The following is a 23,559-nucleotide window of genomic DNA, read 5'->3' as shown; positions in this document are numbered from 1 at the left end:
TGACCACGTCGCTACCGAAGCTAGATTCCGGCGTCGCTGGATTCGTAGGCCATGTTGCTGAAGCGGGAGTAGTGGCCCTGGAACGCGACCACAATCGTCTTCGTTGGACCGTTTCTGTGCTTCGCGACGATCACATCGGCCTCACCGGCTCGCGGCGATTCCTTGTCGTAGATGTCTTCGCGGTGCAGCAAAATGACCATGTCGGCGTCCTGCTCAATCGAACCAGATTCACGCAGGTCGGACACCTGGGGGCGCTTGTCGGTGCGCTGTTCGGAGCCACGGTTGAGCTGCGATAGCGCGATCACCGGGACCTCGAGCTCCTTAGCTAGAAGCTTCAACGCACGTGAGAACTCAGCGACTTCCTGCTGACGCGATTCGACGCGCTTACCCGAGGACATGAGCTGCAGGTAGTCCAGAACCACGAGCTTGAGGTTGTGCTGCTGCTTGAGGCGGCGGCACTTCGCGCGGATCTCCATGAGCGTCATGTTCGGTGAATCGTCAATGAAGAACGGCGCGCTGTTGAGCTCCGGCAGGGTGCGGGCGACCTTGGCCCAGTCGCTGTCCTGCATGTCGCCTTTACGGATATTCTGGAGCCCGATGGCGGTCTCAGCTGAAAGCAGGCGCATCGCGATTTCTGAACGGCCCATTTCAAGCGAGAAGAACACGGTCGTCATGTTGTTCTTGATCGCGGCGGAACGCGCGATGTCGAGGGCGAACGTCGACTTACCGACCGCTGGGCGGGCCGCGACAACGATCATCTGGCCGCCCTGGAAGCCCTGGGTGAGTTCGTCGAGCTCATAGAAACCCGATGGCACGCCCGTGATTTCGTCGCCCGATTTCTGCCCCGCGGCCTCGATCTCATCGACCGTGTGCTCCATGATGTCAGAGAGCACGACGTAGTCTTCGGCGGTCCGGCGTTCAGCGACCTGCATGACTTCGGCCTGGGCATCGTTGACGATCGCATCGACCTCGCCGTCTGCGGCGTAGGCCATCTGCGTGATGCGGTCACCCGCGTAGACGAGGCGGCGCAGGATCGCGCGCTCCCTCACGATTTCCGCGTAGAAGCTCGCGTTCGCGGCGGTCGGGACGGACTGGATGACCTCGTGGATGTACGCCGCACCGCCGGCCCGGTTGAGGTCCCCATTTTTGGTGAGGTAGCTCGAAACCGTCACGGCGTCCGCTGGCTCACCGCGGCCGTAGAGATCCGTGATGGCGTCGAAAATGGTCGAGTGTGCCGGCTTGTAGAAGTCCGATGAGCGCAGGATCTCAACGCAGTCAGCGATCGCGTCCTGTGAGAGCAACATGCCGCCCAAAACAGACTGTTCCGCTGCGAGGTCCTGGGGTGGGACACGCTCCGAAAGCGACGAGCCACCTGCAGATGACGCACCTGCATCGTTGTATTGGGAATCGCTGTATTGATCCACTGTGCTCCTCCAGCCCACCTCAGCCACTAGCTTGACCCTGTTTCACTACCTTGGCTTCACTACCGTGGCTCTGCTTCACGCAGGTACCGTCTTCACGCAAGTGTAGGGCGAAAAACCCACATAGCAAGCCGAGTTATCCACAGGGCTTGGGGATCCTGTGTGGACAATTGTGGAACACACCGGTGGATATCCACCACATCTGTGGATAACTTGGGGATAAGTCTGGGGGTTTCCAACCTATGATGCGGAAACTCCCGCATGATTCCGCGGTTTTTGCTTGTGGATCGGACAATTCCGCTAAAAACTTTTCCCCAACCTTCAAGCTCAACTCTCATGTTGACAAGACAGATATCCACGCGGTACACATCCGAAAATAAAAGTTATCCACAGGTTTTTGGAACTTACCCACAGACTCACCCAAGTAGAGGTTGAAGGTTTGACACAAGTGCACACAATGTGTCTGCCGCTACCTCAGCGAAGACTCCGAGGCGGTCCGCACCGGAAATGTGTGGCATAGTGTTCTCCCGACACGGGGTGCACCCACTGAGGTGCTGAGATCACACCCGTTGAACCTGATCTAGTTCGCACTAGCGAAGGGATGTCCCCCAAATGCATACCTCCGTGCGCCCACTTTCTCCCGGCGCATCGACCTCCGGCGCCCAGCGCGCGTCTCACCGAAACACTGTTCCATGCGTCGTCACGATCGCCGGAACAGATCCGACCGGCGGCGCTGGTTCCGCTGCCGACATCAAAAGCATTCATGCCGCTGGCGGATATGCGCTCCCCGTGACCACCGCGGTGCTGGCGCAGAACAGTTCGCGTGTGACCCACATCGAACACATGAGCGCGGCCGTAGTGCGCGCTCAACTGGATGCCATCGCGGAACATGCGCGCATCGATGCGGTCAAGATTGGAATGCTCGGCACCGCAGAGAACGTCCAGGCTGTGGCTGAATGGCTCAGCGAAGCGAGACCACAGCTGATCGTGGTTGATCCGGTCATGATCTCAAGCAGCGGAACCGCCCTGATTGCGCCCGAGGCCTTCCCTGAGGTTGCGGCGCTCTGCGCTGCCGCGGACGTCATAACCCCGAACGCCCTCGAGTTAGCGGAACTAACCGATTCGAGCCACGCCGAGACCCACATCGACGTGTGCAATCAGGCACGAGCGTGGACCGAGCGGCACGGGAATGTTGTGATCGCTAAGACCGGCCACCTGGATTCTGAGCAGACCACAAACTACTGGATCGAGTCCGGCGCCGAGCCCATCGCGATACACACTCAACGCGTTGAGTCCTCGGCAACCCAGGGCACGGGATGTACGCTCGCGTCTGCGCTCACCACGCGTTTAGCCGCGGGAGATGCTCCTGCCCGAGCGCTCGCATGGGCCAGCGATTGGCTGCACCACGCGATCTCTCACGGCGAGCGCCTCGATGTCACGCTCGGGCAAGACCCGCCCGTCAGCGGCCCTATGGATCATTTCCACCACGTCCGTGCCGCCATGCCCCAGCCGCACATGCCCCAGCCTCAGGTACCTCAGCCTCATCTCCCGCTCCAGCTCGGCTCGGGCGCTCGCAAGGGCGGTGGCTCGAGGTGACATTCCAAGCACAAGCAAACGCCACACGTCCACACTCCGCGCCTTCACACCCCAATAAGAATTTCCCACCACGTGCGAAGGCCGCCCTCCAAGCGGGGGTCGTGGGTAACTGGGTGGACAACATCCACATGTTTCTGCCGGTGATCGCGCTGGCCCCTGCCCTCGAAGTTCTGGCCGGTCCTGCGGCGAGCGCTACCACCGGCGCGGGCGCGGGTGCTGCCGTCGTGATTGCGATGCTGCTCGGCCGTCCCGTGGGTGGGCTGGTATTCGGGCGCATATCTGACAAGTGGGGGCGAACCCGCACCACGAGGCTCGCACTTTTAGGCACGGCGGTGTGCGCGGCCGCGATCGCGCTGGTTCCGACCCACCAGGTGTGGGGCGTGTGGACGTTCGTTGCCGTGGTGGCGGCCCGTTTCGTGGGTGGGGTTTTCATCGCGGGTGAGTATTCAGCCGCGATCCCGCTGGCGATGGAGTGGTCTCCTCCCCGTTTGCGGGGCTGGTTTTCGGGGCTCATTTTGTCGATGGCGCCGTGGGCTCAGGCTTCGATCGCGTTCGCGACTGCGATGATGTTGTCTCTGTTGGGCCCCGATGCTTACGCGGTGTGGGGTTGGCGGGTGTTGTTCGCATTCGCCGCCCTGGCATCGCTCGGCATGTACGTCTTTTACCGTTTCTATGTTGAGGATTCTGCACCCGCACATCTCGGCAAGCATGCTCAGCGTGCCGCGCATCAGCGGGCCGGACGCGTCGTCGACGTCGTGGCCGGGCGGTTCGCTGGCCGTTTCTGGCAGATCTTTGTTCTGCTTTCCGGCTTGTGGTGCATGACGGTCGCGACGGTTTTGGTCTTGCCCGCTCATATTGGTTCCGCTGCCGCTTCTGCTTCCAACACCGCTAGCGGTTCCGCTACGGCTACCAACGCTGGCCTGGATGCCGGTGCCATCGCGTTGGCGATGGGCGTGGCCTCTGTTGCTCAGGCTCTTGCGATGGCGGTGCTTGGCCACGTCTCAACTTGGATTGGTCGCCGCCGGTTCTTTGTCACGTGGGCGTTGCTCGCCGGGACTGTGGGTGTTGGCGCGTGGTGGTGCGCCGTCTCTGCGTCCTCGGTTGGTGCTGCGGCCGCGTGGGCTGCCGTGGCTCAGGTTGCGACGGTTTCTGCGTATGGCCCTGTTGCCGCGTATATTTCTGAGGCGTTTCCGGCTCGGGTCCGGTCTACGGGCTATGGGGTTGCGTACTCGTTTTCGTTGATTCTGCCGATGCTGTATCCACTCTGGCTGCCTGTTGTGTCCGGTGTGATGGGTGCGCAGGCTTCCGTAGTTGCTGTGTTGTGTGTGGGTGCGGTTTTGGTAGGTGTGGGCGCGGCTCTGGGTCCTGCGCAGCGTTCGAGTGAGGAGTTGGCGACGTGAGTCTTGTGGATACGGGAGAACACATGGCCGCGTGTGTGGATGCGGTCCGCGGACGGGTTCCGTTGGTGCATTGCATTAGTGCCGCGGTGTCTCTGAACATGGTTGCCGATGGCTTGCTGGCCGCGGGTGCCCGGCCGTTGATGACGGAGACGCCTGCGGAGGCTCCCACGATGACCGCGCATTCTGATGCGTTGCTGGTGAATATGGGGACGTTGAGCGAGGCCGGGGCGCGCGGGATTCCGGCGTCTGTTGATGCTGCCGGGCGGCATGACGTGCCGTGGGTTTTGGATCCCACGGCAGTGGGGTTGGCCCCGGTGCGCACGCGGCTGGCTGGCGAGTTGTTGCGGCCCGGCGGTTCCGCTCCGCGTGTGATTCGCGGCAATGCGTCTGAGATTGTGGCGCTCGCGGGTGTTGTGGATGGCGACGCGCGGTTCAGTGGCGCTGGCTTCACCGGCCGGGGTGCTGATGCGGGGCCTGTGGCTTCCGATGTGGTGCGCGCGTGGGCCTCGCAACTTGCTCGGCGTGTGGGTTCGGTGGTCGTGGTCTCGGGTGCCGTGGATGTGGTTGCGGCTGAGGATGGTGCGTTCTGCGAGGTGGCGGGTGGCAATGAGCTCCTGACTCATGTGACGGGCACGGGCTGTTTGCATGGCGCGTTGATCGCGGCGTGCGTGGGCGCTGGCGTTGAGCCGTGGGTTGCCGCGGTGGGTGCGAGCGCGTGGCTCGCTCGTGCCGCTGAGATTGCCGCGGCGGAGGTCGCCGCGGGGGCGACCGATACCGCCGCGGCTGCTTCGCCTCCGCGTGGTGGCCCGGGGTCGTTCCGGGTCGCTTTGTTGGATGCCTTGTATCGTGTAGGAGCCCTGTACCGTGTGGGAGGTGCTGGGCATGAACGTTTCGACCGGTAGCGCGACACCTGTTGACGTTCGTTGTTATATGGTCACGGCGGGTTTTGACCGTTCCGTTCCCGCGTTAGCCGCGCAGTGTGCGGCGGCTGGGGCGGGCATCGTGCAGGTTCGGGTTAAGAACGTGCCCGCGCGAGAGCTGCTCGAGGCGACGCTAGCGGTGGCTCAGGCGGTTGAGGCCGCGAATCCTGCAACTCGTGTGGTCGTGGATGATTCGGTTGAGGTTGCCGCTGCGGCGATGCGGCGGGGTGCTCACGTGCATGGTGTGCATGTGGGGCAGGATGATCTTCCGGTTCCGGATGTTCGTGCGCTGTTGGGCCCGGAAGCTATCGTCGGGCTGACCACTGGCACGCTCGAGCTCATCGAGAAAGCCAACGAGTGGTCGGATCTTCTAACGTATGTGGGGGCGGGCCCTTTCAGGCCCACCCCCACGAAGGATTCGGGTCGTTCCCCGATTGGTGTTGACGGTTATCCTCAGCTTGTTGCCGCTTCCCGTGTGCCTGTGGTTGCTATCGGCGATGTGCGCCCTGAGGACGCTGCCGCGTTAGCTTCCACTGGTGTTGCTGGGGTCGCATTGGTGCGTGCTTTGGCTCGTTCGCGTGACCCTCAGCGGGATGTCCGCCAGGTGGTGTCCGCGTTCGATGCCGTTGCGGCCAGGTAGCCGTGCTCAGCTGATCGCGCCTCGTTACGTGGCGAGGTTGCGCGTATTTAGCTGTCCTTCTTGAGGATCTTGCCGCTCTTGACGTCGATGTAAATGGTTACATCGGAGCCGCCGCCCTCTGGATAGACATCAACTTCCCACATGATCTGGCCTTGTTCCTCGTCAACGCTGACGTCATCGAGGCCACCTGGGGTGTCCTTGAGGGCGGTTTCGATCGCCTTGCGGATGTCGACCTTGATCGCGTCGTATTCGCGGCGGTCGTCGCTGTCTACATCTTCAACTTCATCGCGGTTGGTGATCTTAGAGCCGTCAGGGGAGATCTCGATCTCGTGGCTCTTGTTGCCCTTGACGACTTCTACGTCCCAACCGCTCTTGTCGTCGTCCCAGTCGAGGTCAACGACCTTACCGCCGATTTCCTTTTCGGCGGTGTCGATCGCCTTGAGGGCGTTGTCCTTGCTGCCGCCCTTGGTAGGTGCCGCGGCGTCGTCGCTGTCGTCAGCGTCATCCATGTCATCGCTGGTGTCTTGCGATTCCATGTCGTCAGACTCAGTGTTCTGGGTGGCATCCTGAGTCTGCTGAGTTTCGCTCTCGTTGGAGGAGTTATTGTCCTCCGCTGGAGTGCCACATGCGGACAAAGCCAGCGCGAGGGCAGCTACGGACGTGAGGGCTAAATGTTTTTTCTCCATGGCTTAACCCTATGCATATGTGAAACGGGATTTGACTGATTATTTCTAAGCTATAAGCCTATTTAGGTGTTCCGCTCAAGCATGTGGCACCGGGCTCGAGGCCGTTACGCCGTCACGAGTTCGCGGTCTCGCACCTGCGCGAGGTCGTGGAACGTCTTGCCGTGCAGCACGATCGGTTCGCCGTGGTCTTCGCCCTGGGATACCGCGTGAACCTTCAGGAGCACGATGGTGTGGTCGCCTGCCGGCACGGTGTCGTAGACCGAGGTTTCCAGCCACAGTGCAGCGCGGTCCAGGAACAGAGCGCCGGAGTCTGCCAGGGTTACGTCGAGGCCGTTGAAACGCTTGGTTTCGTCGCGGGAGGCCAGCTGATAGCAGACCTGGCGGTGCTCATCGGCGAGGACCGAGACGCCAAGGCGGTAGCCGTGCTTGAGGCGCTGCCACGTGCGGGATTCGTTGCGGACAGAGAACGAGACGAGCGCAGGATCATAAGAGATTCCAACCGCGAAGCTCGAGGTGACCATGCCTTCGTGGCGTCCACCTACCCGCGAGCACAGGGCTGCGACCCCTACTGGGAATCGGTCGAATGCGGTACGCAGGGTTGCCTGGTCGAAAGTATGGGTCAGGGACATGGCGATTCATCCTTCGCGGTTACGGCCGTCCACTATGGCCGGCGCAGCTTGCCGTCGGCATTCCCGACGGCCGAATCGTCACCTGGGGCACCCCACCTACGCGAGAGGGTTGCCGACGGATTAGCCAGGGCCTAAAAATCCGTACTCATGATTCGTGCTTTAAACGATAAACAGTTCGGCGCAGGGCCTGCAACTGGATGTGTCGTTTAATTCATTTAATGAGACGAACGCCGCCACCCGGATGGGGTGACGGCGTTCGCGTGTGCTTCAGAGTTCGTAATCTCCGAGCCTGCGCAGTGCGCTAATGCTCGGTGTTACTTGCCCTTTGGCGCTGCAACAACGTGCAGCGTGGTGTTCGCGAGAACGTCTTCGTGCAGGCGGACGGTGGCCTTGTAGTGGCCGGTCGTCTTGACCTGCTGTGCGATCTCGATGGTGCGCTTGTCGACCTTGCCCAGGCCCTGAGCCTCGATTGCTGCTGCAACGTCGGCCTGCTTGACGGTACCGAAGAGGCGGCCGGACTCGCCAGCGTTAACCTCGATGCGGATCTCTGCAGCCTTGAGTGCTTCAGCGATCTTCTGTGCTTCTTCGAGGTTCGCTACGCGGTGGGCCTCGCGAGCGGCCTTGATGGACTCGACGTCCTTCTCGCCACCCTTGGTCCAGATGATCGCGTAGCCGCGTGGCAGCAGGTAGTTGCGTGCGTAGCCGTCGCGTACTTCGACGATGTCGCCAGCAGCACCCAGGCCGGTTACCTCATGCGTGAGAATAAGCTTTGCCATGTTTCTTCTCTCCTCCTTCTTGCTTAGCCGCGGCCAGCGCCGGAGTAGGGAAGCAGAGCGACTTCGCGCGCGTTCTTGATCGCCTGAGCGATCTTGCGCTGCTCCTGCACGGACACGCCAGTTACACGACGAGCGCGGATCTTGCCGCGGTCAGAGATGAACTTGCGAAGAAGGGCGACATCTTTGTAGTCGATGACCTCGATGTCGGCGGCCTTGAGCGGGTTGGCCTTAGGCTTAGGCTTGCGAATTTCAGGCTTAGCCATCGTGGAGCTCCTTAGTTTGTTTTGGAGCCCGCAGTTTTAGCTGCGGGATGGATGTTGGATTGGAACGATTTAGAACGGTGGTGCGGACTGGCCAGGGTTTGCACCCCAGTCGCTTGAGCCGCCAGAGTTACCCCACGGGTCGTTAGCTGGAGATTGCTGAGGTGCTCCCCAGTCTCCGCCGCCGCCCTGGGACTGCTGCTGGCCGCCGAAGCCGCCACCTTGGTTGCCGCCACCAAAACCGCCGCCGGTGTTGCCACCGAAGCCGCCTTGGTTGCCGCCACCGCTGCCTCCACGCTGATTGCGGGAGACCTGCGCGGTTGCGTAGCGCAGGGCCGGGCCGACCTCGTCGACCTCGAGTTCCCATGCGGTACGGCGGTTGCCGTTCTGATCGTCATAGCTGCGGGCACGCAGACGACCCTGGGCGATGACGCGCATGCCCTTGGTCAGCGATTCCGCCACGTTTTCGGCGTGTTCGCGCCATACGCTGCAACGCATGAAGAGGGCTTCGCCGTCTTTGAACTCGTTGGTCTGACGGTCGAAGAGGCGAGGAGTCGAAGCGATCGTGAAGTTCGCTACCGCGGCACCAGACGGCGTGAAGCGCAGTTCTGGATCAGCGGTGAGGTTACCCACCACGGTGATGATGGTTTCTCCAGCCATGTTTCCCCCTAGCTTTAAGCGTTAAACGTGGTTGTGCCCGCGTAGGACGCGCGCTTACTTGATGCGCTGGTCCTCTGGGCGGATGATCTTGGTGCGCATGATGGACTCGTTGAGGCCCAAAACACGGTCAAGCTCGGATGCGGTCTGTGGCTCAGCGGTGAAGTTAACCACTGCGTAGATGGCCTCAGCCTTCTTGTTGATCTCGTAGGCCATGCGGCGACGACCCCAGATGTCGATGTTCTCGACGGTTCCGCCGTCGTTGGTTACGACCTCGAGGAACTTGTTGAGCGTCGGTTCAACGGTGCGCTCGTCGACCTCGGGGTCAACGAGCACCATCAGTTCGTAGTTACGCAAGTGAACCCACCTCCTTTGGACATGAAACGGGCACGGTCTTTCCGTACCAGGAGGTTCTATTGCGATATCCCCTGCCCTATATTTCCGGGCGTACAGGCCTGCCGGAACCCACATCATGATGCGGTTGCCAGCAAAACTTGATAGAGGACAACAGAACCAGTCTACCCATAGTCCGGGTGAGGACGTAATCCCCTGTGGATAAGCTCACGCTCGCGAGGCCCGCTCACCACGGCTCGGTGCGGCGCTCAATGTCTAGAACACAGCGCCTAGAACACAGCGTCTAGAACAGTTCCTCAGGCAAGCGACGTTCCAGAATCGGGGCGAGGGTTTTCATGTAGGTTTCACCCACGTGGTTGCCGTCTCGGTAGATCAGCGTGTTGCCAACAACCACCGGGCATGTGTCCTTGGTGCAGAAGTAGTCAGTCAGGTCCACGAAGTACACGTCGTCGAGTCGTTTGGCGGCTTCAACCGCCGGGTCATCCAGCAGACCCTGATCTACGCTGAAATCACACTCTTCCGGGCTATCCATGTTCTCGGAAACACACGTGCGCGGAAGCGGGACCCCGTCATCTTGCGACGGGATCGGGGTATCCCGAACCACCACAAGCTGCGCGCCACTCTTCTGCAACTCCTTGAACGCACGTTCAAAACCATCCACCGCGTCGCCATGGAATGTTGAAGCAGAGTAGTTTTTCGTGATGATCACATCAGGCTTGTCTTCAAGAAGTTGCTCGATCGACCTCTTATTCGGTTCAACACACCGCTCGTTCGACTTAGCCAGCTCGCGAGGTTCAAGCGACATCGGGCACGAAGCCTTGGTGTAGGTGATAATCCGCCAGTCAAAGTCTTTCGCCAAATCCTCAAGCGGACCCACAAGCATGCGTGCATGGGAATCACCCACGACCGCGATGGTCTTCTTGCCGTCTTCCTTGCCCTTGACGCAGCGTGGTGTGGACGTCTTGCGGTTAGCCGCGAAACACTCTTTATCCGATCGGGAATCGTCCTCGGCTTCTGCCGGGGTAGGTGTAATCACCGAGCCATACGTGAGTGCCGTCGGAAGCTCATCGACGCGCTCCTCATCCGTGACCAACCGGCCTCCCGGGCTGTCCGGATCTCCCGCATCGAGCGTGTCACCCTCAGCCTTAGTAACCAGCGGATCCCAAGCGCCAGCGCCAAACTCCGCCTTTTCACCCCTCAACAGTTCCGCGGCAAGCTCTTTCTGCTCCTTAGTGATCGCATCAACCCGCATGGTCGGAGCAAACGCCACCGCAACCGCAACGAGCGTTGCAACAGCGCCTGCAATCCAGGCCGGCGCCGGCGAAACCTTCAAACGCTTCCACTGGCGCACCGGCTCCTCAACGAAACGCCACGAAAGGTGCGCGAACACCAGCGAAATCAACACGAGGATGATCGCTTGCCACCAGTACGGCTTGTGACCAACGATGTGCCCGAACGCCAGGAACACCGGCCAATGCCACAAGTACAGCGAAAAGGAGATCTTGCCGATCCACTGAACCGGCGCCCAATCAACCAGCCAGTTGAGAGAAAGCGGGCCACTCGTACGGCCCGCGATAATCACCGCAGCGGCACCCACAACGGAAACAAGCGCGGTCACACCAGGGAACGGCGTTTCCTGTGTGTACGCGAAAATCGACCAGCACATCGCCGCCAATCCCGCCAGCGCGAGCAGCGAGCGCCACGTAATACCGCCGGATACCCGCGCGCGTCGGCCAACGCCATCCTTGAGGATGTACGGCGCCAGAGCCGCGATCAAACCACCCAAGGCGAGCTCCCACACGCGAGTGGTCGTGACGAAGTACGCGGAAGGATCACTCCAACGAACCAGATATTCAGCCCACACGAGCGAGGAGACGATCACTGCTGAGAACAGGATGGTCGCGTAGGCCCGCAAAGACAGCTTGGTGCGCCGAGCCAACCAGATCGCCAGAACCACAAGAAGCGGCCACACGACGTAGAACTGCTCTTCAACGCTGAGTGACCAATAGTGCTGGAACGCGGTCGGAGCGTTGTCCTCAGCCAGATAATCCACGGAATCGAAGGCTAGAACCCAGTTGACGACGCTCAACAGACTCGCGATGCCCTCACGAGACATCTGTCTCCACTGTTCCAAAGGCCACCAAATGAACGTCGCGATAATGATCGCGACGGCCGTCACGGTTGCCGCCGGCATGATGCGGCGGATGCGCGCAGCCCAGAACTCGCCGAGGTTGATTTTGCCGTGGGTTTCCGCGTCACGCAGAAGCTTCGAAGTGATCAGAAAGCCTGAGATCACAAAGAAGATGTCTACGCCAACAAAACCGCCTGGAGCGGACTTGGGATGGAAATGCTACGCAACAACCGCAAGCACGGCAATTGCTCGTAGCGCTTGGACCTCCGGAAGGAACTTCCGGCCTTGCGCGCGCTGTCCGCGGGCACCGTTGCCTTGCCGTCCGCGGACATCAGTGCCTTGCGTGCATGTGGCTTTGTGGGGCATGCAGGGCATTACATCACGACTTAATCCGCATCTCCAGAACTGGAAACGACCTAAAAGTAAACGCAGATGAGATGCCCAGGAAACGTTGACGCTCCGAAAACTACGCCATGTAGAACACCTTCGCGACCTTAGACAGGTCATGCAGATCGCTCACACCAGCGAGTTCGCGGGCCGAGTGCATCGACAAAATCGGGATGCCCACATCAACCGTGCGGATGCCCAAGCGGGTCGCCGCGATCGGGCCGATCGTCGAACCACACGGAATGTTGTTATTCGAAACAAACTCCTGGCTCTCAACCCCGGCCTCGCGGCACCAGCCAGCCCACGCCGCGGCGCCCACCGCATCGGTTGCGTATCGCTGATTAGCGTTGATCTTCAAGATCGGGCCGGAACCCAAAAGCGGCTTGACCACCGGATCATGATGCCCCGCATAGTTCGGGTGGATCGAGTGCCCCACATCAGAAGACACGTGCCAGGATTCCGCGTAAGCACGCGCCTGCTCCTCGGCCGTGGCACCCAATCCCGCGTAGATACGGTTCAAGACATCCTCAAGGAACGGACCAGCAGCACCCGAGCGCGACGCCGAACCGAGCTCTTCGTGATCGAATGCCGCGAACATCGCGATCCGCTCAGCGTCTTCGCTCACGCCTGCATCCGCGGCCTCACCCAGCGCAACGCAACCCGCGTGCACGGAAGCCAAGTTATCCAGCCGACCTGCCGCGAAAAACGCCTTGTCCTTACCGAATGCCTGGCCGCGCGCGGAGTCAGCAACCACCGCATCGAACCCGTCGATCTGCTCTGGATCAACGCCAGCCGACGCGGCAAGCTCACCCAACAGATCATGCTCAGCAGGCACACCCAAGCCCCAGACAGGCTGAGTCTGAACCTGCTTATCCAACGCGAGCTTCTCGTTCACGCCGCGATCCAAGTGGATAGCGAGCTGCGGCAAACGCAAAAGCGCTCCCGTATCCGCCAAAACCACAGAGCCGTCGCTCATCGCCAAACGGCCAGCAAGACGCAACTCGCGGTCCAGCCACGAGTTCAGAAGCGGGCCACCGTAGATCTCAACGCCGGCCTGCAGCCAGCCGTGGTTACCCGTGGTCGGCTTCGGCTTGAGCTTGAACCCCGGCGAATCCGTGTGCCCACCGAAAATGTTCGACGGCGTGGTCGGCCCAGCATTCGCAGGCACCGTCCACGCGATGACCGCGCCATCACGCACGACCACAAACTTGCCGCCACGCTGCGCCGGCCACTCGTCATGCTCAGCCAGCCGCGTGAAACCCTGCGCTTCCAGACGGCGAGCGCTCTCCTCCGCCGCGTGATAGCTCGAAGGGGACGCATCAATAAAATCCGCGAGATCCTCTACATACGTCAACGCTTCAGTCATGACTCTCCTTTGCCTCTGGAAGGGTTTCACTCTCTTTAGTATGGCTCGATTCTCCAGTATGGCCCTTGCTGTCAGCCGACGATGCGGTGGCCAACGATGCGGTAGCCCGGCTGGTAGCGGTGCGGGACGCTGGTTCTGGGCTTGCGAACAAGCCACCCAGCGGATCATCCAAACCGACCCGCCGCACAGGGTCCTCATCCGGCTGGAAAATGCACCGGATCACAAGGAACATCAGAACCCCGAGCGAAACGATGTGACCCAAAACCGCGAGGCTGAAAATCCAATCCGGGAAGAACCCGCTCGTCTTATCCGGGCCAGTCATCGAATACAAGCGCATCCAGATCGCAACGAAATGCAACACCTCAAACAGCTGCCACACGAGCAAGGCCCGCCAACGCGGATACGCGAGCACAGCGAGCGGAACCAGCCACATCACAAACTGCGGCGAGTACACCTTGCCGATCAACACGAACATCGCGATTATCAAGAACGCGAGCTGAGCAACACGCGGCCGGCGTGGGGCAACCAGCCCCAGCATCAAAACGAACAAGCACCAGAAGCCAAAGAAAATGATGCCGAGAACCGAGATCGCGTCCGCGGTCACCACGAGTTCGGGCGCCACGAGGCCGACCGTCATGTTCCACAGTTCCCACGTCGAGGAGAAACCCGCGCCGCGGTCAGATGAGAACGTATAGAAAACCGCCCAGCGTTTCGCATCAATCAAGATCACCGGCAGGTTGATCACAAGCCAACCAATCGCGGCACCACCCGCGATCTTGCCGAAAACCTGCCAACGGCGCGTACGCCACGCCAACGTGAAAAAGGCTCCAAGCAGTAACAGCGGGAACAGTTTCACCGCGCCGCCGATACCAATCAGGATCCCGCCGAGCCACGGATGTTCACGCGCTATCGCGAGCAAACCTGTGACCATGAGAGCCACCGCCCACATGTCCCAGTTGACCGTCAACGCGAGGATGATCGCAGGGGAGAGAGCGACCATCGCGGCATCCCAGATGCGGCGCGAACTCATCTTCGCGACGGCGATCACCACGATCGCCCACAAGACCACCGCGAAGAATGCGTTGATGTCGAAGTAGAGGAGCACCTGGTCGCGGTGCTCGAGCGAGCGTGGAACGAGGAATGCGAGGGCCGAAGCGATGATGGCCATACCCGCCGGATACTCAAAAGGGGTCTGTGCTGCGTCGAACGGCGCGAGCGGTGTCTCAGCGAAACCGCGGGCACCCCACAACGCCGTCCAGTCCGAATAGCACATGCCTATATAGCGGTACGGATCAGCCCAGCCGTTAACGCGACACGTGGTCTTCGTGAAGATCGCGATCACACCGGCAACCGCAACCATAACCAACAGGACGCGTTCGATGCGCCAAAACCCGGGAGAGACTACGCCCGGGGCTGTTCGCCGCCCTAGCGGTCCTCCGATCGCACCCACCAAAGACTTCGCGGCGGCGTCGTTGCGGCTCGGCACCGTGACACGCAACGGCCCCTTTTTTGCTCCCTTAGTCATGCGTCCAAGCCTACGTTGAGGTGGTTAATTTAGTGTTCACCGTGGCCGCTATCGGGTTCATTTAGTGTTCACGTCGATCACGGCCTCCGGTCACATCAGGCTCCTACCTTGGCATATGTGACCACTTCAACGACTTCCCCACAGCAGGCCGCAACGGCCAATGAGAACTCGAAGGCGCCGCGAACCGGCGCGACCGTCATCATCCCCGCTCGCGGCGGTTCCAAAGGCGTGCCACTCAAGAACCTGCGCCCCATTGCAGGCCGCTCACTCGTCGGCCGCGCAATCGACGCAGCGCTCGCTACTGAATCGGTCACCAGTGTCTATGTATCAACCGACCACCCCGGCATCGCTGATGAAGCCCGCCGATGCGGAGCCGGCGTCATCGAACGCCCAGCGTCCCTCTCCGGCGACACCGCATCGAGCGAATCCGCGCTCCTGCACGCACTCGAAATCCTCGAATCCCGCGGCGAGCGCCCAGCAGTCACGGTTCTAGTGCAGTGCACCTCGCCGTTCATCCGCCCAGAAGACCTCCAGGCGGCCGTTACCGCTGTCGAAACGAAGTCAGCAGACGTCGCGTTCTCAACCGTAGAAGACCACGGCTTCCTATGGTCCCGAACCTCGAACGGCAGCGTCACGGCGGTCGGCCACCAGGTCGCTTACCGTCCACGCCGCCAAGACCGCGCACCACAAATGCGTGAAACCGGCGCGTTCTACGCGATGAACACCGAAGGGTTCCTCGAAACGCGCCACCGCTTCTTCGGAACCCTCAGCGCGATCGAGGTCCCAGCGTGGACCGCACCGGAAATCGACAGCCTCGATGACCTCGAGCATGCGATCCGCATCGCGGAACTCCACGAATCGCCTGTACAAGCGCTCGATGTTGACGCCCTCATCATGGACTTCGACGGCGTCCACACCGACGACTCCGTAACCATCACCCAAGACGGAACGGAATCCGTCAAGGTATCCCGCTCCGACGGCATGGGCATCAAGATGCTCCGCCAAGCTGGCGTCCCGATGGTCATCGTGTCCACCGAAACCAACCCTGTCGTAACCGCCCGCGGCAAGAAGCTCAAGGTCGAGGTTATGCAGGGCGTCGAACACAAAGCCGACGCCGTTGCCAACTGGATCAAGGACCACGGCCTCGACCCGGCCCGGGTCGCATTCCTCGGCAACGACATCAACGACCTGCCAGCGTTCGCTGAAGTCGGGTGGCCACTAGCTGTCGCGGATGCCCAGCCTGTGGTTGCACGCGCTGCCCGCGTCACCATTTCCAATCGCGGCGGACACGGCGCGGTACGCGAAGTCTGCGACCGCATCCTGGCGGCACGCAATGAAAACCGAGACGTCAACGACCCAGCAGGCCTCTTGCCTCGTTCCATCAACCGACCATCAACCTCCGCTTAAACGACGAGACAACCAAAACTTCCAGCCATAACGGCTACCTTGTGAAAGGACTCAAGACAATGACTCAGCCAACCAAGACTGTTCAGATCGGCGAAAAGACCCTCGGGGCGGACCAGCCTGTCTACGTCATCGGTGAAATCGGCATCAACCACAACGGTGACGTCGACATCGCAAAGCAGCTCATCGACGTGGCAGCTGACGCCGGCGCTGATGCAGTGAAGTTCCAGAAGCGCACCCCGGAGATCGCTGTCCCGGAGCACATGCGCGACAAGCCACGCCAGACCCCATGGGGCGAAATGACCTACATGGAGTACAAGCACCGCGTCGAGTTCGGCGAGAAGGAATACAAGGAGCTCATGAAGTACGCGGCAGCGCAGGACCTGCACTGCTTCGCTTCCCCATGGGACGTCCCTTCCGTTGAGTTCCTCGAAGACCTCGGCGTAGTGACCCACAAGATCGCGTCCGCATCCGTGACCGACAAGGAGATGCTGCGCGCCCTCCAGCAGACCGGCAAGCCACTCATCATGTCCACCGGCATGTCGACGCTCGCTGAGATCGACGAAGCCGTCGCGATCCTCGGCACCGACAACCTCGTGCTCATGCACTCGTGCTCGACCTACCCAATGCCACCGGAGGAAGCCAACCTCCGTGCGATCAAGACCCTCGAAGACCGCTACGGCGTTCCAGTGGGTTACTCGGGTCACGAAGACGGCCTGCAGATCTCCCTGGCAGCAGTCGCCCTGGGCGCTGTCACGGTAGAACGCCACATCACCCTCGACCGCACCATGTGGGGCTCCGACCAGGCCGCATCCCTCGAGCCAAAGGCCTTCGAGGAGCTCGTCGCGGACATCCGCATCCTCGAAAAGGCTCTGGGCGACGGCCGCAAGCGCGTCATGCCAGGCGAAGCAGCTAAGAAGGACTCGCTGCGCCGCGTGACCGAGGACCCAATGGCAACAAAGGCCAACTAACGCCTCCTCACATGGAGCGACGAGTCAACGTGAATATTGGAGGATCCGTGACTGCATCCGCAGTACCCACCGAGGCACGCAGGGAAGAACCTGAGCGCATCTCGCTGATTGTGACAACCCACAATCAGAAAAGCCTGCTCCCTGACACGCTCATCTCTGCGACCCGGCAGATGCCTGCCGGTCAAGAAGACCAGCTCCATGTCATCGTGGTCGACGACGGATCAGACGAAGACGTCGAAGACGTCATCGAGGCGTTCCGCCCTGTTCTGCTACGACTCACGCTTCTGAAGAACCCGGTTGCGCGCGGTGTTTCCGCCGCGCGCAACCGGGGGCTCGACGTTGCCCGCGGAACCTACATCGCTTTCCTCGACGGCGACGACTGGCTCGAACCGAACAGCCTCAGCGTCCGCGCCGAAACGATGGATCGGCTCGGGGTCGACTTCATCCGCACACCGATCATCGAAGAAAACCACGGGACCCGCACCGTGCGGCGCTTGCCAACCGGCCGACTCGGGACAGTCGAAAACCCGCGTGACTTCATCATGCCTCCGAACCACACGACCGTGATCGACAACCCGTGGGTCACGGCAGGCATGTACCACCGCCGTCTCCAAGACGAACACGGTGCCCTCCGTTTCGACGAGAGCCTCCTGACCGCAGAAGACCGCCTATGGTTCTGGCGCGTTATGCTCACCGCATCCAGCTGCGCATTCGTCGATACCCCAACGACGCTGTGGCGCCGCGGCATCAGCACAACGCTGACCCAAGTCGGCGACGAACGCCAGATCCACTTCGCCTACGCGTTCGGCAAGATGGCGGATCTGCTCAACAAGGACCCGGAACGCGAGCGCTTAATGCCCAAACTTGCCCGCCAGTTCCTAGCGATCGCATGCTTCCAGCTCGAACGCAAAAGCCGTCTAAGTAAAGAACTCCAAGACGAGATGTACTCGGCGATCCAAGCGACCGCGCAGAAATTCGATCAAGGAATTCTCCTGGAAACCGTGAAAGACCTGGGGCCTAAACGCCAGAAGCTACTCGCCCCAGCGCTTCCCGCGATGCACCAGAAAATTGAAGGCTCGAGCTTCATATCCGCATTGCTTTCATTCCGCCCTTCCGTACACTTCCCGAACTCTGACAACGCAAAGAGCAAACGATGACTCAGCTTTTCCAGGCTTCAACCCTGTACCAAGTGGCGTCACTCGCCGCCATGATCGACGCCGGCGCCGTCCCGGAAGACGACGACCGCGTCCTGTGCATCGTTGACACGACCCGCCAGCCGGAGCTCGTCCCTGGCATCACCGGAGCCACCGGTTTCGAAGAGCTTTCCTCACGCTTCGACCGTGTCATCAACTTGGGTGAATTCATCCGCCCACTACGGCCGCACCAGTTCGCTCCACGCGACTTCGAAACCCCGATGTGGCGCAAGCTCCTGTGCAAATACTTCGATCTGCCGCTCACGGAGCCGGGCCACGCGTCGGAGATTTCGCTGTGGCTCGAGTCCCTCCAAGTCAACCCAGGGCGAGCACTCGCGAACATCTTCTACGACGCCCCCATCACCGTCCACGCTGACGGCCTCATGGCCTACGGACCGCTACGTGACCCTCTGCCCATGTCCATTGGTTCGCGGCTGGATCGCGTTGTCCACCTCGACATCGTGCCCGGCCTCAAGCCTCTCTACGGCAGGGAATGGGACGCAGCCACCGATGCGGTAGCGCTTGAACACTTCACTCACGTGATCGATGAATGGGCTAACAAAGTTGAGCCTTCTGAAGCGTGCGCGAACATTATGCGCTCCGGAAAGCCGGTTGGCTTCATCCTGGGCCAGTACCTCAATGAGCTCAAGCTCATCACCGACGAGGAAGAGCACGAGCTCACCACGAACATGGCGCAAGCTGCGATCGACGCCGGCGCCGAGATCATTGCCTTCAAACCGCACCCATCGGCTTCATACGCTTCCCGCACAGTCGTGCGCGAGATCATTGAATCCGCGGGCCTCGAGTACGTGGAAATTACTGACACCGTGCCCGCAGAGATCGTCGCGACCTGGATCAAGCCAGTCGTCGCAGTCTCGATCTTCTCAACCGCGCTCGCAACACTGCATTACGGCTACGACATCCCCGCTGTCTCAATAGGTGCAGACCAGGTCGTTCACAACCTGAACCCATACCCGAACTCCAACCGAGTGCCGGTTATGCTCGCGGACGCGCTCTTCCATCGCAACATTCCCGTACCAGACGAAGAAAAGCACAGCGGCGCCTCGCACGACCAGGAACTGGGCTCCCATTACGAAGGTCGCCTTCAGGCCCTCCTCAACACCGTCGGTTACACGATGCAACCCGACCGGATGAAAGACCTCTACCCATCGGCCTACGAGTTCTGCTCAGCAGACCCCGCACTCCGGAAACTCTACATGCGTAAGGGTCGCCTCTACCGACTCGGCCTCATGAAGACCACCCCGGACAACTTCTATGAGCACTTCGTTGGGCACCTCGACGACATGATGGGAACCAACAACCTCAACGCACTCAAGAAGAAGCTTCAAACCTCGAAAGTCCTCAAGCACCCCACGAACGCAGCGGTCAAGATCCTCTCGTCATTCGGTCAGCGGAAGTCACGATGAGCACCACCCGTAAGCCTCGGTCCAGGCGCGCGCCCCGCGCCCCTCTGGAAACCCCGCGGCCGCGTCTCGGCACAAGCGAAATCTGGGTTGAATCCCCACTCCAGCTGCTCAGCGCAATCGAAGCACACGCGGCCGGCCTCACCGGAGTCTCAACCACCGTGCGCATCCGCCCCGGAATCCCCGGGATCAGCAAGACCGCCGAAGTCCTCGCCAACAACGTTCCGCAAGGCATCACCATCAGCGAGGACAACGAGCACATCACACCCCTCAGCGCATCCCCGATGAACCGATGGGGTGCCGGAGACATGTTCTCCGGTCAAGTGCAAAAAGCGATGCTCGGAGCCCTTGGTGACCGTGAAATCATCATCGTCGACGACGGCCTCGCAACCCTCGCATTCCTAGACAAACTCAGCCACAACAGCCCGACGCCACTCGTACGCGACCGAGGCAAGAGGACAGCCGGACGCATCGCACTCGGACTCGCTGCATGGCACCGGCTCCGTTGGGCCGCCAAAAACAACCGCGTGCTGCTCATCACCGCGTTGCCACTTGTGGGCGAACTGGCCGAACGGCTCGCCCGCATCGGCGTGCGCGTTGAACACCACGCCTTCGAATGGGCTCGCAGCCAACCAGCCGAAGAATCCTTCAGCGAACAAACCATGCTGATCGGTTCAGCGCTGGCCTACGACGGCCTCATCGAACGTGAGCCGTACATCAACTGGATCAAACAGCTCGCCTCCGACACCCCGCTGGCCTACTTCCCGCACCGTCGCGAACAAGGCGAACTGCTCGACGAAATCCGTGCGATCCCCGGAGTCAACGTCCAGGCCACCACAACGCCCGTCGAACTCCGGCTCCGTGGGCTACGCCCCCTCCAGCGCGTCGTATCTCTCCCATCGACCGCCGTGACCTCACTCCGGCTCCTGCTGGCCGGCCGCGGAATCGACGTGACCTACAAACGCATCCCGGACTCATGGTGGACGCCTCAAGCCACCCCCGCGCTCCGGCAACACCTCTTGTCATCAGTCTCGCTCAAACAAGGTAAGGAAAAATATGACGGTTAGGACCATCGCGGCCATCGCCGACTCCGACTCATACCTCAAGTACGCCGTCCATTTCCTTGACCAGCTCAAAGACTGGCGGCGCCAAGTAGTGGTCGTACGCTCACACGTCATCCCAACCTCGGTGCAGACCCGCGCCGCACTCGCCGGCACGTTCCTCGAAGGCCGACCACCCGCCGTCGTACCCGTACGCAAGCTATCCGCCAACCTCAACCCGATGCCCGACGTCGTGCTCGTCGCCGCAACCGGGCCGATCGCGCGCGAAGTCCTCATCCACTTCGCATCGCTGAAAAACCGTCCAGCGCTCATCACCGCGCTTCCAGGCATCGCATTCCCAGCGACCTCCCGCGCCCTCGGATACCGCGAACTCGCCGACACCTTCATGGTGCACTCGCTTGCAGAAGCCGACACGTTCGCGATCCTCGGCGAAAAAATGAGCCTCGACGGGATCACGCCACGCACTATCCTCCCTAGCGGTAGCAGCTTCGACAGCACCCTTGGCACAAACGATCTCTCCGAACACGATGACGCTGAGACCAACGCCCCAGGCGACGATTATCTGGACCCAGAACGCCCGGCACTCGACGAACCAGACCCAGCCGACGCGCCCGAAATCGTCAAAGCAGCACAAGAACGCGGCGAAACCCCAGCGCCTCCGCTCGAAGAAGAAAACATCCTCCCACCAAGCTTCGCAGTGGGCCGGCTACCCATGCTGAGCCACCACGAACCACCCGAGCCAGACGAAACTCCCGTAACCCGCATCGTCTTCGCACCACAAGCGAAAATGCCGTTCGAAGAGTCCGAACGCCTCGACATCCTCAAAGCCCTCGCCGAAACCAAGCGCAAGCACCCTGAGGTCGAAGTGATCGTCAAACTGCGTGCGCTACGCGGCGAACCACAGACCCACATCGAACGTTTCCCATACGACTACCTGTGGGAAAAGTACTGCGCTGAAACCGGTGAAAACGAACGCCTACTGGACTTCCAGACGGGCCCACTCGCCGAACGCCTCACACCAGGCACAGCGCTCGTCACCGTGTCATCAACCGCGGCAATCGAAGCAATCGACCTCGGACTGCGCGTGGGAATCATCTCCGACTTCGGCGTCACCGAGAAGCTCCTCAACGCGATGTTCAGCGAATCCGGCCTGCTCATGACCCTTGAAGAGATGCAGGAACTCGACATCCCACACGCGAACCAGCAGTGGCTGCGCCGTAACTACTTCCACACCTCGGAAGACGTCGCCGCAGCACACCGCCGCGACATGGAACACGAACTCGTATCGCTGGCCGACGCAGCACGCAAGGGATACCTCGATGCCTCAGCGACGGCGATGGCTCGCGCCCGCACCCGCGCATGGCGCGCACGACTCAAGACCGCGCTACCTGCACCCGTCTTGAAGGTCGCGCGCAACGTACGCAACGCCGTCCGCACCTAAGGTCCGCGCCTCCGGCTCGTTTACACGGCCCCGCCGTTCACATCCAGCGCATCGAAGCGACTTCGCTCGGGGCATGCACTAAAATGAGCGCAGATCTCTTGTGCCGCTTTCGCGGTGCCCTTATTCGCTATTCCCAAGGAGACGGTTTCCGTGTCGGATAACGCAATCCGCGTCGCTATCGTGGGCGTCGGCAATTGTGCGACCTCGCTCGTGCAAGGCGTTGAATACTACAAAGACGCCGCCGCAGACCAGACCATCCCAGGTCTGATGCACGTGCAGTTCGGCGACTACCACGTCAACGATGTGAAGTTCGTTGCGGCATTCGATGTCGACGCAAAGAAAGTCGGCCTCGACCTCGCTGACGCGATTGAAGCCTCCGAAAACAACACCATCAAACTGTGCGACGTGCCAAAAACCGGCGTGACCGTTCAGCGCGGCCACACCCTCGACGGCCTCGGCAAGTACTACCGCGAAACCATCGAAGAGTCCACGGCAGAGCCAGTCGACGTCGTCGCGGCCCTCAAGGAAGCCGACGTCGACGTCCTCGTCTCCTACCTGCCGGTCGGCTCCGAAGAAGCGAACAAGTTCTACGCACAGTGCGCGATCGACGCCCGCGTCGCGTTCGTCAACGCACTCCCAGTGTTCATCGCCGGAACCACCGAATGGGCCGACAAGTTCCGCGAAGCTGGCGTGCCGATCGTCGGTGACGACATCAAGTCGCAGATCGGCGCAACCATCACGCACCGCGTCATGGTCAAGCTGTTCGAAGACCGCGGCGTCATCCTGGACCGCACCTACCAGCTCAACGTTGGCGGAAACATGGACTTCAAGAACATGCTTGAACGCGAACGCCTCGAGTCCAAGAAGATCTCCAAGACCCAGGCCGTCACCTCCAACACGTCCGCGAAGCTCGCGGAACGCGACGTCCACATCGGCCCATCCGACTACGTTGGCTGGCTCGATGACCGCAAGTGGGCTTTCGTGCGCCTCGAAGGCCGCAACTTCGGTGACGCCCCGGTCTCGCTCGAATACAAGCTCGAAGTGTGGGACTCCCCGAACTCCGCCGGCGTCATCATCGACGCGATCCGCGCCGCCAAGATCGGCCTCGACCGCGGCATCGGAGGCCCGCTGCTGTCCGCATCGTCCTACTTCATGAAGTCGCCTCCAGTGCAGGTCAACGACGAGCAGGCACACGCCGACGTCGAAGCCTTCATCCGCGGCGAAAAGGACTCCTAAGACGCTCGGAACCCCAGCTGGGGCATGCACATAACGATGCGGGTCGTCACCATAGTTGGTGACGGCCCGCATCGCTGTAAG

Annotated in this window: 22 protein-coding genes, 1 pseudogene and 2 riboswitches; of the genes and pseudogenes, 11 read left to right on the top strand and 12 right to left on the bottom strand. The window is 61.1% G+C overall.

The window, feature by feature from the left end:
* Positions 1-20: 20 nt before the first annotated feature.
* Positions 21-1,424 (bottom strand): replicative DNA helicase, encoded by a 1,404-nt coding sequence (gene dnaB / locus CAY35_RS04635; RefSeq protein WP_101630509.1) that lies wholly within the window; start codon positions 1,422-1,424, stop codon positions 21-23.
* A gap of 520 nt (positions 1,425-1,944) precedes the next feature.
* A riboswitch (TPP riboswitch) is annotated at positions 1,945-2,040 on the top strand.
* Here dnaB and thiD point away from each other — a divergent pair.
* From thiD to CAY35_RS04615, 4 genes are all read left to right on the top strand, one after another.
* On the top strand, positions 2,034-3,017 hold the full coding sequence (thiD, locus tag CAY35_RS04630) for a bifunctional hydroxymethylpyrimidine kinase/phosphomethylpyrimidine kinase (protein ID WP_109303518.1): 984 nt from the start codon (positions 2,034-2,036) through the stop codon (positions 3,015-3,017). Its footprint overlaps the riboswitch before it by 7 nt.
* A gap of 101 nt (positions 3,018-3,118) precedes the next feature.
* Positions 3,119-4,417 (top strand): MFS transporter, encoded by a 1,299-nt coding sequence (locus CAY35_RS04625; protein ID WP_219930444.1) that lies wholly within the window; start codon positions 3,119-3,121, stop codon positions 4,415-4,417.
* Positions 4,414-5,319 carry a hydroxyethylthiazole kinase gene (locus tag CAY35_RS04620; RefSeq protein ID WP_258265623.1) on the top strand — a complete coding sequence of 302 codons (906 nt, stop codon included), beginning with the start codon at positions 4,414-4,416 and terminating at the stop codon, positions 5,317-5,319. Before CAY35_RS04625 ends, CAY35_RS04620 begins: the two co-directional genes overlap by 4 nt.
* Positions 5,300-5,977: a thiamine phosphate synthase gene (locus CAY35_RS04615; RefSeq protein ID WP_109303567.1), complete on the top strand. Its 678-nt coding sequence runs from the start codon at positions 5,300-5,302 to the stop codon at positions 5,975-5,977. Before CAY35_RS04620 ends, CAY35_RS04615 begins: the two co-directional genes overlap by 20 nt.
* Before the next feature lie 47 nt (positions 5,978-6,024).
* Here CAY35_RS04615 and CAY35_RS04610 read toward each other — a convergent pair whose 3' ends face one another.
* From CAY35_RS04610 to CAY35_RS04570, 11 genes and pseudogenes are all read right to left on the bottom strand, one after another.
* Positions 6,025-6,663: a PepSY domain-containing protein gene (locus tag CAY35_RS04610; protein WP_109303516.1), complete on the bottom strand. Its 639-nt coding sequence runs from the start codon at positions 6,661-6,663 to the stop codon at positions 6,025-6,027.
* Between the two features lie 104 nt (positions 6,664-6,767).
* A complete protein-coding gene (locus tag CAY35_RS04605) occupies positions 6,768-7,292 on the bottom strand; it encodes a flavin reductase family protein (protein WP_109303515.1) in 525 nt (174 codons plus the stop codon).
* Between the two features lie 39 nt (positions 7,293-7,331).
* Positions 7,332-7,445, bottom strand: a riboswitch (SAM riboswitch).
* Between the two features lie 161 nt (positions 7,446-7,606).
* Positions 7,607-8,068: a 50S ribosomal protein L9 gene (rplI, locus tag CAY35_RS04600; protein ID WP_109303514.1), complete on the bottom strand. Its 462-nt coding sequence runs from the start codon at positions 8,066-8,068 to the stop codon at positions 7,607-7,609.
* A gap of 23 nt (positions 8,069-8,091) precedes the next feature.
* Positions 8,092-8,331 carry a 30S ribosomal protein S18 gene (gene rpsR / locus CAY35_RS04595; RefSeq protein WP_109303513.1) on the bottom strand — a complete coding sequence of 80 codons (240 nt, stop codon included), beginning with the start codon at positions 8,329-8,331 and terminating at the stop codon, positions 8,092-8,094.
* A 69-nt stretch (positions 8,332-8,400) separates the two neighbouring features.
* On the bottom strand, positions 8,401-8,988 hold the full coding sequence (locus CAY35_RS04590; RefSeq protein WP_109303512.1) for a single-stranded DNA-binding protein: 588 nt from the start codon (positions 8,986-8,988) through the stop codon (positions 8,401-8,403).
* A gap of 54 nt (positions 8,989-9,042) precedes the next feature.
* A complete protein-coding gene (gene rpsF, locus CAY35_RS04585) occupies positions 9,043-9,342 on the bottom strand; it encodes a 30S ribosomal protein S6 (protein ID WP_109303511.1) in 300 nt (99 codons plus the stop codon).
* A 280-nt stretch (positions 9,343-9,622) separates the two neighbouring features.
* Positions 9,623-10,591, bottom strand: coding sequence for an SGNH hydrolase domain-containing protein (locus CAY35_RS09825; protein ID WP_258265634.1), 969 nt, complete (start codon positions 10,589-10,591; stop codon positions 9,623-9,625).
* Positions 10,592-10,732: 141 nt separating this feature from the next.
* Positions 10,733-11,650 (bottom strand): annotated as a pseudogene (locus CAY35_RS09820) (acyltransferase family protein); the annotation flags it as partial.
* Between the two features lie 39 nt (positions 11,651-11,689).
* Positions 11,690-11,836 (bottom strand): hypothetical protein, encoded by a 147-nt coding sequence (locus CAY35_RS09575; protein WP_181377488.1) that lies wholly within the window; start codon positions 11,834-11,836, stop codon positions 11,690-11,692.
* Positions 11,837-11,936: 100 nt separating this feature from the next.
* A complete protein-coding gene (locus tag CAY35_RS04575) occupies positions 11,937-13,223 on the bottom strand; it encodes a M18 family aminopeptidase (protein WP_109303509.1) in 1,287 nt (428 codons plus the stop codon).
* On the bottom strand, positions 13,216-14,748 hold the full coding sequence (locus tag CAY35_RS04570; protein ID WP_109303508.1) for a glycosyltransferase family 87 protein: 1,533 nt from the start codon (positions 14,746-14,748) through the stop codon (positions 13,216-13,218). The genes CAY35_RS04575 and CAY35_RS04570 overlap by 8 nt, the downstream gene beginning before the upstream one ends.
* A gap of 117 nt (positions 14,749-14,865) precedes the next feature.
* On the opposite strand from CAY35_RS04570, the gene CAY35_RS04565 reads away from it, so the two are divergent.
* The 7 genes from CAY35_RS04565 (at position 14,866) to CAY35_RS04535 (ending at position 23,478) form a co-directional block, all read left to right on the top strand.
* On the top strand, positions 14,866-16,155 hold the full coding sequence (locus CAY35_RS04565; RefSeq protein ID WP_109303507.1) for an acylneuraminate cytidylyltransferase: 1,290 nt from the start codon (positions 14,866-14,868) through the stop codon (positions 16,153-16,155).
* A 59-nt stretch (positions 16,156-16,214) separates the two neighbouring features.
* A complete protein-coding gene (locus CAY35_RS04560) occupies positions 16,215-17,123 on the top strand; it encodes an N-acetylneuraminate synthase family protein (protein ID WP_109303506.1) in 909 nt (302 codons plus the stop codon).
* A gap of 47 nt (positions 17,124-17,170) precedes the next feature.
* The gene (locus CAY35_RS04555) at positions 17,171-18,280 is read left to right on the top strand and encodes a glycosyltransferase family 2 protein (RefSeq protein ID WP_181377487.1); all 1,110 of its coding nucleotides are present in this window, start codon (positions 17,171-17,173) and stop codon (positions 18,278-18,280) included.
* Complete coding sequence (locus tag CAY35_RS04550) at positions 18,277-19,743, top strand: polysialyltransferase family glycosyltransferase (RefSeq protein WP_109303504.1); 1,467 nt, start codon at positions 18,277-18,279, stop codon at positions 19,741-19,743. The genes CAY35_RS04555 and CAY35_RS04550 overlap by 4 nt, the downstream gene beginning before the upstream one ends.
* Positions 19,740-20,807 carry a hypothetical protein gene (locus tag CAY35_RS09570; protein ID WP_109303503.1) on the top strand — a complete coding sequence of 356 codons (1,068 nt, stop codon included), beginning with the start codon at positions 19,740-19,742 and terminating at the stop codon, positions 20,805-20,807. The genes CAY35_RS04550 and CAY35_RS09570 overlap by 4 nt, the downstream gene beginning before the upstream one ends.
* Positions 20,797-22,242 (top strand): DUF6716 putative glycosyltransferase, encoded by a 1,446-nt coding sequence (locus CAY35_RS04540; RefSeq protein WP_109303502.1) that lies wholly within the window; start codon positions 20,797-20,799, stop codon positions 22,240-22,242. The genes CAY35_RS09570 and CAY35_RS04540 overlap by 11 nt, the downstream gene beginning before the upstream one ends.
* A 150-nt stretch (positions 22,243-22,392) precedes the next feature.
* Positions 22,393-23,478 (top strand): inositol-3-phosphate synthase, encoded by a 1,086-nt coding sequence (locus tag CAY35_RS04535; protein ID WP_109303501.1) that lies wholly within the window; start codon positions 22,393-22,395, stop codon positions 23,476-23,478.
* The last annotated feature ends 81 nt before the right edge of the window (positions 23,479-23,559 follow it).

Origin of the sequence: Pseudoglutamicibacter cumminsii (assembly GCF_003143995.1) — a bacterium.
GTDB lineage: Bacteria > Actinomycetota > Actinomycetes > Actinomycetales > Micrococcaceae > Pseudoglutamicibacter > Pseudoglutamicibacter cumminsii_B.
The sequence above is the reverse complement of the archived record's forward strand: the minus strand, read 5'-3'. Positions and strand labels throughout refer to the sequence as shown.